This window comes from Serratia sp. Ag1 (assembly GCF_000743355.1).
Taxonomy (GTDB): Bacteria; Pseudomonadota; Gammaproteobacteria; order Enterobacterales; family Enterobacteriaceae; genus Chania.
On record NZ_JQEI01000016.1, the window covers coordinates 42,050 to 55,393 of the forward strand.

General features: G+C 50.5%; 7 protein-coding genes and 2 pseudogenes. 8 read left to right on the plus strand and 1 reads right to left on the minus strand.

What is annotated here, in order from left to right; all coding sequences use genetic code 11:
* Positions 1–113: 113 nt before the first annotated feature.
* The 8 genes and pseudogenes from IV04_RS10295 to IV04_RS10330 all read left to right on the plus strand — a co-directional run.
* Positions 114–3,902, plus strand: a pseudogene (locus IV04_RS10295) (hemagglutinin repeat-containing protein); the annotation flags it as partial.
* A gap of 804 nt (positions 3,903–4,706) precedes the next feature.
* Positions 4,707–4,946: pseudogene (locus IV04_RS27100) on the plus strand (hypothetical protein); the annotation flags it as partial.
* A gap of 7 nt (positions 4,947–4,953) precedes the next feature.
* Positions 4,954–5,259 (plus strand): hypothetical protein, encoded by a 306-nt coding sequence (locus tag IV04_RS10300; protein ID WP_037397383.1) that lies wholly within the window; start codon positions 4,954–4,956, stop codon positions 5,257–5,259.
* A gap of 51 nt (positions 5,260–5,310) precedes the next feature.
* On the plus strand, positions 5,311–5,613 hold the full coding sequence (locus IV04_RS26395; RefSeq protein WP_161782091.1) for a hypothetical protein: 303 nt from the start codon (positions 5,311–5,313) through the stop codon (positions 5,611–5,613).
* A gap of 4 nt (positions 5,614–5,617) precedes the next feature.
* Complete coding sequence (locus IV04_RS25755) at positions 5,618–8,416, plus strand: hemagglutinin repeat-containing protein (RefSeq protein ID WP_304413315.1); 2,799 nt, start codon at positions 5,618–5,620, stop codon at positions 8,414–8,416.
* The gene (locus tag IV04_RS10315) at positions 8,403–8,651 is read left to right on the plus strand and encodes a hypothetical protein (protein WP_037397386.1); all 249 of its coding nucleotides are present in this window, start codon (positions 8,403–8,405) and stop codon (positions 8,649–8,651) included. Before IV04_RS25755 ends, IV04_RS10315 begins: the two co-directional genes overlap by 14 nt.
* A gap of 58 nt (positions 8,652–8,709) precedes the next feature.
* Positions 8,710–9,549, plus strand: a complete 840-nt coding sequence (locus IV04_RS10320; RefSeq protein WP_231566266.1) for a hypothetical protein — start codon at positions 8,710–8,712, stop codon at positions 9,547–9,549.
* 584 nt (positions 9,550–10,133) lie between these two features.
* Positions 10,134–11,285 carry a glycosyltransferase family 9 protein gene (locus IV04_RS10330; protein ID WP_037397391.1) on the plus strand — a complete coding sequence of 384 codons (1,152 nt, stop codon included), beginning with the start codon at positions 10,134–10,136 and terminating at the stop codon, positions 11,283–11,285.
* Between the two features lie 158 nt (positions 11,286–11,443).
* On the opposite strand, the gene IV04_RS10335 is transcribed toward IV04_RS10330, so the two are convergent.
* On the minus strand, positions 11,444–13,132 hold the full coding sequence (locus IV04_RS10335; RefSeq protein WP_051916751.1) for a glycoside hydrolase family 28 protein: 1,689 nt from the start codon (positions 13,130–13,132) through the stop codon (positions 11,444–11,446).
* Positions 13,133–13,344 lie beyond the last annotated feature (212 nt).

Consider the following 13,344-nt stretch of genomic DNA (forward strand, 5'->3'; position numbering starts at 1 on the left):
TGGCCAATAGCCCGTTCCTGGTGGTGACTGACCCGCGTTTTACCAACAAAAACAATTTCCTGAGCAGTGACTATCTGCTGCAGCGCGTGGGTTATGACCCGAGCCAGGTGCACAAACGCCTGGGGGACGGTTACTACGAGCAACGGGTGGTGCGTGAGCAGTTGCTGATGTTGACGGGACGCCCATCGTTGAAAGGTGACGATGCGATGGCGCAGTACCAGGCGCTCATGAACAGCGGCATCAAGGCAGCGGAAGATTTCCACCTGGTGCCCGGTGTGGCGCTCACGCCATCACAAATCGCCGCCTTGCAGCAGGATATCGTCTGGCTGGTGAGTGAAACGGTTGAAACTGCCGAAGGGCCGCAGACTGTTTGGGTGCCGAAAGTCTATCTGGCGAACAGCACCCTCCGTGTGACGGGGGATGGTGCGGTGATTGCTGGGGGGAACCTGCAACTCTCCACTGGCAGCCTCAGCAATGCGGGCAACCTGTTTGCCGACAAGGCCATGAGCATCGATACCGGCGCATTCCTGCACCAGGGGGGCGAACTCCGTGCAGACACAATCAATGTGCAGGCCGACAGCATCAGCCTGAGCACCAATCTGCAGGATGCCTTGCGCCAGGCGAGCATGAGTGCACGTGAACTCAGCCTGAGCGGCGGTGATATCAGCCTGCAAGGTGCGAAGCTTAGCGCCACCGACAACCTCAGCCTGAGTGCCAGCAACAGCATTAACATCGGCACGGCGCGCAGCAGCACCACAGCAGACGTGAGCGTGATTTCCGGGTCCTTGGGCAACCGTAATAGTGCCGGGATGGAAGAGGCCGGGGAGCGCAGAGCGCAGGTCAGTGGTGAATGGCAGCAGGCGTTGGGCAGCAGCCTGACGGCGGGCGGCAACCTCAGCCTGAAAGCGGGCCAGGACATCACACTGCAAGGCAGCCAGGCCAGCGCGGGGGGGAAAGCGCAGGTTCAGGCCGGTGGCAATGTCTCGTTACTGGCGGATACCACTACCAACAGCACCCATCTTGAAGCGAACAGCCGCACCTCGACGGTGAGCAACAGCCGCCAAGCCGACACGCTGCATACCAGCGGATTAAGCGGCGACAACGGCGTCACTATCCTGTCGGGCGGTAACTTTGTGGCCGAAGGGGCACAGGTGGAGAGTGCGTCGGGCGGCATCGGCCTGAGCGCACAGCAGGTCACCATCAAAGAAGCGCGCCAGCAGGTGAGCGACAGCGACAGCGGACAGAGCAAGGTGGGTAAATCGCAAAACCAGCGGCAAAGCGATATCAGCAGTGACACCGGCCACGGCAGACTGTTCAGTGCTAAAGAAGGGGTAACGGTTATCGCCGAGCAGGGCGACATTCTGCTGCAAGGCAGCACGGTGCAGAGTGAGCAAGGGCGAATTGGGCTGAAGGCGGCTGGTGATATCTCGCTGAATGCCAGCCAGGACGAGCAGCATCTGATGATACAGGGCAGCAACAGTAGCAAAGGGTTCCTGAGCGGCAAGCAGAGTGCCTATCAACAGGAAACCCATAGCAGTACGGCCAACGGCAGCCTGCTGAGTGGCCAGGAGGTTATTCTGCAGAGTGGTAAAGATATCAACGTGATGGGTAGCCATGTTGTGGCCACCGACGATATCTCACTGACGGCGAAGAATAACATCACGGTGGGTACGGTGGAGGAACATACCGAGAGCCGTACGGCGAGCGAGAGCAAGAAATCCGGCTTCTCCGGCACCGGCGGGATAGGTTTCAGTTACGGGTCGCAAAGCCTGAAGACCACCGATACCGAAAATAGCGTTAACCACGCAGGTAGTACGCTAGGCAGCACCCAGGGGAATGTCACCCTGAATGCGGGTAATAATCTGACGGTGCAAGGTTCCGACGTGCTGGCAGGGAAAGATATCAGCCTGACGGGTAAGGAAGTGAACATTCTGGCGGTGGAGAACCAGAGTACCCAGAGTCACACCGTTGAGCAGAAACAGAGCGGGTTGACGTTGGCGCTGTCGGGCACGGTGGGCAGTGCGTTAAATACGGCAGTGACGACCGCCAACGAGGCCACCAAGGAGACCGATGGTCGTTTGGCGGCGTTGCAAGGCATGAAAGCGGCGCTGAGCGGTGTGCAGGCGGCGCAAGGCAGCGTGCTGGCTTCAGAAAATGCTGCAGATCAGAATGCCATTGGGGTGAGCCTGTCCTATGGCAGCCAGTCATCAAAATCTGAACAGACGGCCCGCCAGACGCAGAGCCAGGGCAGCACGTTGACGGCGGGGAATAATCTCACCATCCAAGCCACCGAGTCCGATATCAATGTTCAGGGGAGCCAACTGCAGGCCGGGAAGGATATCACCCTGAATGCCGCTCGGGACGTGAACCTGGTGTCGGCCGAGAACAGTTCCCAGCTTGAGGGTAAAAACGAGAGTAAAGGGGGGAGCGTTGGTGTCAGTATCGGGGCTGGCCAGGGCGGTTGGGGTATCAGCGTGTCGGCCAGTGCCAATAAAGGCAAGGGCAGTGAGACAGGTAATGGGGTGACGCATACTGAAACCACGCTCAACGCCGGTAACAACCTGAACATCACCAGCGGGCGGGACACTACGTTGACCGGGGCGCAGGTGAGTGGCGACAAGGTGACGATGGATGTGGGCCGTAACCTGACGTTGACCAGTGAACAGGACAGCGACAACTACGATGCGAAGCAGCAGAATAGCAGCGCCGGTGCCAGCTTCACGTTCGGCTCGATGACGGGGTCGGGCAGTGTAAACCTGAGCCGTGACAAAATGCACAGCAACTATGACAGCGTGCAGGAGCAGACCGGGGTGTTCGCAGGTAAGGGTGGCTTTGATATCACGGTGGGTGAACATACGCAGTTGAATGGTGCGGTCATTGGTTCGACAGCCACGGCAGACAAGAATAGACTGGATACAGGCACGCTGGGTTTTGGGAATATCGAGAACCAAGCGGATTACCAGGTTGAACACCAGAGCGTGGGTATCAGCTCGGGCGGTAGCATTGGTGGGCAGTTTGCGGGGAATATGGCCAACGGCCTATTGACCGGTGTGAACGGCAGTGGCAGCGCCAGTTCGACGACGCAGTCGGCGGTGAGTGAAGGCACGATTACTATCCGTGACAAAGACAAGCAGACCCAGAACGTCGGGGAGCTGAGCCGTGATGTAGAGAATGCGAATCCGGGTCTGGACAAAATCTTCGACAAGGAGAAGGAGCAGAACCGGCTGCGTGAAGCGCAGATGATAGGGGAGATTGGGAGTCAGGTCGGTGATATCGTGCGTACGCAGGGGCAGATAGAAGCCACCCGCGCGGCGAACGAGAAGATGCGGAACGTAACGCCGAAAGATCGTGAAACAGCCGAAGCGCAGTGGCGGAAAGATCATCCCGGTCAGGAACCGAAGGCCGAGGATATCAGTAACCAAATCTACCAGACGGCGTATAACCAGGCGTTTAACGAGTCTGGTTTTGGAACAGGGGGGAAAGTCCAGCGCGCGGTACAGGCCGCAACGGCGGCGGTGCAAGGTCTGGCAGGTGGTGACCTGACGAAAGCGCTGGCGGGAGCCAGTGCACCTTATATCACCAATATCATTGCCGATAGTCTGCGGGATGATCCTGCTGCACGCACCCTGGCTCATGCTGCGGTGAACGCTGCTCTCGCGGCTGCCCAAGGCAATAATGCGTTGGTGGGTGCAGGGGGAGCGGTCACCGGTGAACTGATGGGCATGATTGCAGTCAATGCCTATGGGAAGCCCGTGAGTGAATTGAGCGAGACAGAAAAGCAAACAGTCTCTGCGCTGGCGACGTTGGCAGCAGGTCTGGCCGGTGGGTTGCTCGGTAACAGTACCGGAGATATGATTGCGGGTGCCCAGACCGGGCAGATGGTTGTGGAGAATAACTTCCTCAGCGTGCAGAAAGCCGAAACACTGAATAAATCCATCGAAGACCAGAAAGCGGGCAAGAACTTACTTGAAGCGTCACAGAATATTGTCAGGCTGACGAATGAAGACCGGGCTAGCAATCTGTTACTGCAACAGTATCAAACGGGTCAACCACTGACAGAAGGTCAGAAGCAAGAGCTAGCTGGATTACTTAACCAATATGGCTATGAACTTCAGTCTATGTACGGGTATACCCCACAGCAAGCCGCAGACGCTATTCAGTCACTGGTTGCAGGCAAAGCGTTTGTCGCCTCGACAGGAAATATCGAAGCGTATAACGAGGCGCTGAGTTATCTGAAAGGGTACAGCGCACAATCCGGTCAGGCTGCATTAGGAACTGATGCTTTACTCGCTTTACCGGGTGCTCCGGGGATAATTGCTCGTTCAACTCTGGCAGCAGGTGGCGGTTATCAAACCGGTACTGGGATCGGTCAGGTAGTTGATGGTAACTATGGAGAAGGTGCCCTGAATATAGGCCTCGGAACGGCTGCTATCTTTGGTGGTGTGGCAGGGAATAGTGTTATAGGTAAGACTGATGGTGCGATAGTGTCACCGGGAAACAGTAATATATGGCAAACCGGTACAATTGGTAATGTAATTACAAAGTCTGAAGGTGTATTAACGGGGCCAGTTACCAAGATAGAATCAGGGATGACGAAGGAGAATATCCGTTCCCTCAATCGGGAAAATGAGAGTGCTCAAATCCTTTCACAGTCAGGGTTTTACGTAGAGCAGAATCCTTCTGTAGCTGGAAATAAAAATCCAGATTACCGGATTAATGGTGAGATTTTTGATAACTATGCCCCTAGATCTAATAGCGTGCGAAATATCTACAGCGAAGTTAAAACTAAAATAGACAAAGGCCAGACATCTAATGTTGTGATCAATATGTCTGATACTAAAGTTAGCATTCCAGAACTTCAAAAACAGCTAACGCAGTGGCCAATAATGGGGCTGGATAAAGTCATCATTATTGATAAAACCGGTAATGCTATTAGGGTGAAGTGAGGGTGGTATGTCTATAGGGTTAACATGTTTTACTAAGCTGACTTTTACTGAGTTGCAACATAAGTTGAACGAATTTTCGGCAAAATATCCAGATGTATTTCCCGCGCATTACTATCTATCTACTGCGGGTATACCACATCCAATCCAAAAGGAGGTATCTAATGAATTCGGGTTGGATCCGCTATCTTATTGTTATATATCAGTAAATGATAAGTCTCTTAAAATATCGACAGATGAAATGGCTGACATGGTTAGGGAAGCTCTAGGGGCGGACAATGTCATCGTGCTTTTAAATGGCGAAGATTTAATCTAGATATTGTGATGAAACCCGGCCAACTGGCCGGGATTTTTTGCTTTTTACGCTTTGAAAACATCCACTTCTCGCCGTTGCAACCGGAGCACACCGGGCGCGGCGGTCACTTCCAGTTGTTCAGCACTGGTAATGCTGGACTCGGTGAGCCAGTCGCCGCCGATAATCACCTCGCCGTTCTCCTGCACCCAATCCGCCCCTACGCGTCAGGATCACTTCCGGGGCTGCGTGGTGATACCGGTGATCGGCAGAGCCGAGTCGGCGAACGTTGCCAGCCGTGGCCAGGTGCTGCAACTGTATGGCCGTCTTACCCAGCCGGATTACAAGATTATCAAGGGTAATCCCAAACACCTGTAAGGAAGTGAACATTCTGGCGGCGGAGAACCAGAGTACCCAGAGTCACACCGTTGAGCAGAAACAGAGCGGGTTGACGTTGGCGCTGTCGGGCACGGTGGGCAGTGCGTTAAATACGGCAGTGACGACCGCCAACGAGGCCACCAAGGAGACCGATGGTCGTTTGGCGGCGTTGCAAGGCATGAAAGCGGCACTGAGCGGTGTGCAGGCGGCGCAAGGCAGCGTGCTGGCATCGGAAAATGCTGCAGATCAGAATGCCATTGGGGTGAGCCTTTCGTATGGCAGCCAGTCATCAAAATCTGAACAGACGGCCCGCCAGACGCAGAGCCAGGGCAGCACGTTGACGGCGGGGAATAATCTCACCATCCAAGCCACCGAGTCCGATATCAATGTTCAGGGGAGCCAACTGCAGGCCGGGAAGGATATCACCCTGAATGCCGCACGGGACGTGAACCTGGTGTCTGCCGAGAACAGTTCCCAGCTTGAGGGTAAAAACGAGAGTAAAGGGGGGAGCGTTGGTGTCAGTATCGGGGCTGGCCAGGGCGGTTGGGGTATCAGCGTGTCGGCCAGTGCCAATAAAGGCAAGGGCAGTGAGACAGGTAATGGGGTGACGCATACTGAAACCACGCTCAACGCCGGTAACAACCTGAACATCACCAGCGGGCGGGACACTACGTTGACCGGGGCGCAGGTGAGTGGCGACAAGGTGACGATGGATGTTGGCCGTAACCTGACGTTGACCAGTGAACAGGACAGCGACAACTACGATGCGAAGCAGCAGAATAGCAGCGCCGGTGCCAGCTTCACGTTCGGCTCGATGACGGGGTCGGGCAGTGTAAACCTGAGCCGTGACAAAATGCACAGCAACTATGACAGCGTGCAGGAGCAGACCGGGGTGTTCGCAGGTAAGGGTGGCTTTGATATCACGGTGGGTGAACATACGCAGTTGAATGGTGCGGTCATTGGTTCGACAGCCACGGCAGACAAGAATAGACTGGATACAGGCACGCTGGTTTTTGGGAATATCGAGAACCAAGCGGATTATCAGGTTGAACACCAGAGCGTGGGTATCAGCTCGGGCGGTAGCATTGGTGGACAGTTTGCGGGGAATATGGCGAATGGCCTATTGACCGGTGTAAACGGCAGCGGCAGCGCCAGTTCGACGACGCAGTCGGCGGTGAGTGAAGGCACCATCACCCTCCGTGACAAAGACAAGCAGACCCAGAACGTTGAGGATCTCAGTCGCGATGTAGAGCATGCAAATCAGACGTTAAGCCCGATTTTCGACAAGGAAAAAGAGCAGAACCGGCTGAAGGAAGCGCAACTGCTGGGAGAAATCGGCAGTCAGGCGGCAGATATCGCGCGGACGCAGGGGCAGATAGAAGCCACCCGAGCGGCGAACGAGAAGATGCAGAACATCAAGCCAGAAGACCGAGTAGCAGCCGAGAAGCAGTGGCGGAGCGAGCACCCCGGTCAGGAGCCAGAGGCAAAGGATATCAACAACCAGATCTACCAGACGGCGTATAACAAGGCGTTTAATGAGTCAGATTTTGGGACGGGGGGTAAAGTCCAGCGAGCGATACAGGCGGCAACGGCGGCGGTGCAGGGTCTGGCGGGTGGCAATCTGGCGCAAGCATTGACGGGCGGGGCGGCTCCGTATCTTGCGGAGGTGATTAAGAAAAATACCGGGGATAATCAGGCTGCGAACGCGATGGCGCACGCGGTGCTGGGTGCGGTTACTGCCTATGCCAGTGGCAACAATGCATTGGCAGGTGCAGCGGGTGCGGCAACGGCAGAGTTGATGGCTCCGGTGATTATCGCCTCAATGGGATGGGATAAGGATAAACTGACCGAAGAGCAGAAGCAGACGGTCAGTACGTTGAGTACGCTGGCGGCAGGGTTGGTGGGTGGCTTGGCAGGTGACAGCACAGGCAGTGTGTTTGCAGGCGCGCAGACCGGTAAGAATGCGGTGGAGAATAATTTCCTGGGAGCCACATCTTCAGACAAACTTGATAAAGCCGTAGAGAAAATTATGCAGGGTGATAAATCACTTGCTGCTGCAAATGACCTGCTCACGCTGGCAAATGCGGATAAACGTAGTGATGCTCTGGTCTCCAAATTCACCAAAGACCCTTCACAAATGAGCAGCACAGAGCGTGCCGAGCTGGCGGGTTATTTACGTGTTTATGCTTCAGAGATGGAAAAAACCTATGGTTCGGCGGTGGCACAGGAACTGGTGAAAGGTATGCTGTCAGAGCAGGACTATATAAAACGTAACCCTGACTCAGAAGCAATGGCAAAGGCTCAGGTGATTATGAACACGTGGGGCTACCATAAATCGAATGCCAGCATAGGAGACTCTGCGCTGATTTTTGGCAGCAGTGTGCTGGGTACCACGATAAAAGGTATGGCAGCTAATGCGGCAATCGGTGTTGGTGTAAATGCAGGTGTTCAGCTCAGTGGAAAAGATCCGTTCAGCTATGTTGATGCGATAATGGCTGGAGTGACAGCGGCAGCTACGACTGGGAAAGGAATTGTAGCCTCAACACCTATTAATATGGGAGGGGCTGCAATTGGTAGCAGTATTAAGGGGGAAGATCCTGCTAATTCTGCTATTGCTGCTGGAGTGGGTTCTGTATTGGGAGGGGCCGCGGGGAAAATAGCTACAGAGCAGTTGAAACCTGCAATTAAAGAAGGAAGTGCAGAAATAATTGGAGCAGTAACAGGTGGTACTGTGGGTGAGATTACAGGAAAAAATGTACAAGACTCTTTGAATAATGCAGGTGATAAAAATGGGGAAAATTAATATTAAGGATTTGTTTTTATTGATTTTTTATTGTGTCTGCATTCTGTGTTTTGCTGTAGTGCTCGGCTATGTGATAGCTGCTGTTATTGTTTATTTTAAGATAGGTATATTTAATCTTGATTGGGAAATAATTATTCCTGAGACCGTAAGGAAAGGAAGTATTGGTGGAGTAATTCTTGGTTTCGGTATCTGGATTAAAGGTAAGTTAAATGAAAGAAAAAATAAGAATCAATGAATAAAACTAATCCCAGCCAAACGGCTGGGATTTTTTTGCTTGTCAGTCAGATATTAATGTGGAGAATAACTTCCTCAGTACGACATCCTCAACGAAACGTGATGAGTTGGCAGAGAAAGTGCTGCAAGGTGATAAATCACTGGAAACAGCGAAGAAGTATTTAGAGTTTGAAAATACGGATCAGCGCAGTGATGCACTAGTAGCTAAATTTAATAACTCTCCTGGAGAAATGAGTGATACCGAGCGCGCAGAGCTGGCAAGTTATCTGAGGATATATGCAGCCGAAATGCAGGCTCAATATGGTGATGAGGTAGCAAAAGAACGGGTTACTGCAATGTTGACCGGACAAAACTATTTGAAATCATCACCTAATAGTAAGGCAATGGAGCAAGCTCAAACCATCATGAATACCTGGGGCTACCATAAATCTAATGCGAGTATTGGTGATCCTGTGGTTCTGTATGGTCTGGGGCCGCTGGGGAACTCAATCAAGGCTGGGATGCTAGGCAATGCGGCGATAGGTGTTGGTGTTAATACAGCCGTTCAACTTGGAGGTAAAGATCCGTTTAACTACGTTGATGCGATACTTGCCGGTGTTACCGCCGCAGCCACTACAGGGAAAGGCATAGGTGTATCTGCTGGCATCAATATGGGCAGTGCTGCTCTGGGTAGTGCTGTAAAAGGTGAGGACCCGACTAATTCGACAATTGGCGCAGGAGTTGGTTCTGTTGTTGGTAGTGTCGGAGGAACGATAATAAAAGGTTCAACCTCAACGGTTGCTAAAGAAAGTATATCTGACCTGTCAGGTGCAGTAGGGGGAAGTTATATCAGTGAAAAAACCGGAAACTTGGTAAAAAATACACTTGAGGAAATAGATAAAAACAATGTTAAAAAATGACTTTTTTCGGCTAGTTGGTCTTGTACTAATGTGTCTTGTTTTATTTTTTTTCTTTGATGCCGCTTCTGTACTGCTCGCGTCGTTGTTGGTTTATTTTAAAATAGGAGTTTTTTTATTTAACTGGAAAGATATTTTTTCCTCATTTTTGCAGGCAGGGTACATAGGAGGGGGTGTCTTGGGGATGGCTATTTGGATTAAAATCAAGATACAAGAACACCAAGTTAGGAAAAAAAACAATAGATCCAATTAGCTTCACTTTTATAAAGTGGTTAACGATAGCCTGATGAATCCCGGCCAGGCTGGCCGGGATTCTTATATGTATTATTCTTATATCTAAGCCCTAAAAACCCCCAATTCCCATCACTGCAACCGGATTACTCCGGGCGCAGTAGTGACTTCCATTTCCACGCTTCCCGTTTATGAAGATAATGTTGTTCGCGTTCTGAGAGTACTGTACACCTCCCGGAAAATAGCTGGATATCACAGCAAAAGCTAGCGTGCTCCCTGTGTTTAGTTAATGACATATGGGGAAATAGTAAAAAAGACATTATAATTACTGTTTTTATTTATAAGGTAAATTAATTATGGATAAGAGATTTGAAGTGACAGTGTCGAGCGGGCGCTTTAAAAAATTAAGGACATTAAATAGACGAAAAAATTACTTCATGAAAAAAGTAAGATTAGGTGCCAAATTATATCTTGCAAAGATAATATGGGATAAATATAAGAAAAGCACACTGGATTTAAAATCCATAAAAACAGTCCTGCTGTTGCGCAATGAAGGTACTATCGGTGATATGATAGTTTTTTCTCCTCTTGTAAAGAGTTTACATGCATCTGGTTATGTTGTTGATATATTGCTAACTAAGTCGAGTAGTGTCGTCATGGAGCATAATCCATATGTCAGAAAAATCTATGAAGCAGATGATGCCAGTACAGAGGTTTATCTTAAGAGTTTTAATCATACCGTACCTGAGTCAACAATTAAAAAATTAGCAAAAAATAATTATGATCTGCTTATTGATCCATCTTTATTTGATACTCCAGTACATAGAATGCGGCTTTTACGGGAAATAAATCCTAAATCAGCGCTTGCTTTTAATAAAAGAAAATATTTCAATCATTATAGCAATTCCCTTAGTTTTTTTGAAAGAGATAAAAAGCATGTTACTCATGCTGCCTCATTGATCTCTGATTTTATGACAAATAATTCAATAATAGATAACACCTATGACTTACACATCCCTGATGCTATTTTTGATGAGGTGAAGTCCTTACTTAATACATTTGAAGGTAAGAAAAAAGTCATTATTAATGTGTTTACAGGAAGCAAGGAGCGTAATTTTTCACAAGAACAACTGTCAGAGATTATCGATAATCTCAATCAGGCTCATGATGATATTAAAATCATTCTTCTTGATCATCGCAATGAGATAAAGATTTCATTACCAGAAAATGTAATGACTAATCCATTCAAAACCCTGCATCATGTAATGGCGTTGATTCATGAGTCCGACCTTGTTATATCTCCTGATACCTCCATTGTCCATATTTCGGCTGCATTTAAAAAGCCGCTCATTTCAGTGTATAAAAACGTGGTTGACAACAATGATTTATGGGCGCCGGGTTATGATAATGCCAGTCAAATCATAGTTAATAACAGAGCAATATCTCATGTAGCACAAGTTCCTGAGCTTATCAGCCAAGAATTAAAAAGAAGGAACATTCTTGGGTAAGGTCAGTACTCTCTTTAAAGAGTTGTTCCACACTGGCAACCTATCAAAAGATCTACTGAGTTGAGATTAGCACCGCCCCCACTGCGGGCGGGTTCGGCGTAGTATACGAGCCGGACAACCGCCTGCATTGCAGGGAGCGCTGCTATATTCTCTAACGCTTACACCGTCGCGGTGCTCTGATCCGCGCTATTAACGGTGACGTCAACCAGCGTTGGGGGTTGCAGGCCCACCAGTTCTGGTTCCGGTGCCGATAGCTGCGGTGTGCCCGCTTTGCCAGATTTTACACCCAGATTGTAAACCACGGCGGCAACCCCGGCAGGATCACGTGCCGTGGGGCCAAAGTTGGAATGGCGCACATTGATATCTTTAATAATGCAGTTCTCCCCAGGCGCATTGCTTGCAGCGGCCAAGTCGGGCGGATAGATATTGATAAATATCGGTGCGTTGGATGGCCCGCATTGGAAATCACTGACAAAAATATCGCGCATCTCATAATTGCGTGTTCCCCCGGTATTTTGCTGGGGGCTGGCGTAGCCGTTGTAGTTACCATCCAGCAGGAGCGCACCGTAAAGGTTATTCGCGGTTGAAGTCCCCGCAGGTACGTTGATATTACGCATATAGATATTGCGGATATAACCACCGATGCCACTATTACTTTTCAGGCGCAGTGCAGCATATAAATTGGTGCTGCTCATGGTGATGTTTTGCGCGTAAACGTTATATACGCCACCAGAAATTTCACTGCCTAATGTTACGCCGCCATGCCCTTCGGCCATTTTGCAATTTTGGATAACGATATTGTAAGAAGGGCGTGGGCCACCCGTACCGTCTGGCGAGAAGTTGAAACCATCTCCGCCACGGCCAGACTTGATGGCAATGCAGTCGTCACCTGTATTAAAAGTGCAACCGTCGATCAGCACGCCTGAACAGCAGACCGGATCGCAGCCGTCGTTGTTGGTGCCCAGGCTTTCAACTGTCACCCCGCGCACCGTCACATTGGTGCACAACACCGGAGCCACTATCCACATGGGCGAGCGTGTGAAGGTGACGCCTTCGATCAATATGCTCTCGCATTCCCAGAATCCGACAAAGTTGGGCCGCAAAAAGCTCATCTTACCGGTGTCGGCATTGGGGCCAAAAGTGGGTGTATAGCCCAGTACCCGCTCGCTCCAAGGTTGGTAGCTTTGCTCGTCAGCACTGTTTTTCAGCGCATCACTTTCGGCTGCCTGATTGCCAGAAATAATCGGGTTAGCGTTGCTAGGGTCGTTACCATACGTGGTAGACCCTTTCCACGGCCACCACGTGGTGGTGCTGGCCTGGCCGTCAAATGTCCCTAAGCCGGTGACCGCAATATTGTTAGCTTGGTAAGCATACAAAAAAGGCGAGTAGTTATAGCAGGGATTAGCCTCGAAATGCGTCAGCACGGTGGGGTAGAACGCTGGGTCAGTACCAAACAGCACAACAGTATCGGCACTCTCAAGATACAGGTTAACGTTGGAGAGCAGTGTGATAGGGCCGTTTACCAACCAGGTCCCGGATGGCACGACAACACGGCCACCACCGGCATCATGGCAAGCCTGAATGGCTGTTGTGAAAGCACTTAAACAATCATCGCTACCTCCAGAGATAGCGCCGTAGGCCGTGATCGAAAAGTCTTGTGCGGGGAAAACCGGTAGGCGAATGTCTTTAATAATCTTCTGTACTGCGGCATCATCCCAATAGGGATCGGCAGGGACAGGGGGCTTATTATCTGCGTTATATGTTATAGATTTACTGCTCCAATCATTACAGGCTGAAAGTATAAACGGTGATAATACGGTTGATAATACAAAGGTCCTGCGTTTCATGAAAACTCCCTTTGAAAAAAGATATATCCTTCATGGATTCAAGATACAACACCCTATTGAGATCGGGTTGTGTATCTGTAACGCTAATTATTTGTGAAATAATCAGGCGTATTCTCAGACCCTGGTAATGTTATACCCGTCATACTTCAAGTTGCTTGGGTGTTGGCTGCCCTTACTCACCCCAGTCACTTACTTGAGTAAGCTCCTGGGGA

Excerpts from the sequence above, each read along its gene's own strand:
- IV04_RS10300 (WP_037397383.1), top strand. The coding sequence starts at position 4,954 with ATGTCTATAGGGTTAACATGTTTTACTAAGCTGACTTTTACTGAGTTG.
- IV04_RS10315 (WP_037397386.1), top strand. The coding sequence starts at position 8,403 with ATGGGGAAAATTAATATTAAGGATTTGTTTTTATTGATTTTTTATTGT.
- IV04_RS10330 (WP_037397391.1), top strand. The coding sequence starts at position 10,134 with ATGGATAAGAGATTTGAAGTGACAGTGTCGAGCGGGCGCTTTAAAAAA.
- IV04_RS10335 (WP_051916751.1), bottom strand. The coding sequence starts at position 13,132 with ATGAAACGCAGGACCTTTGTATTATCAACCGTATTATCACCGTTTATA.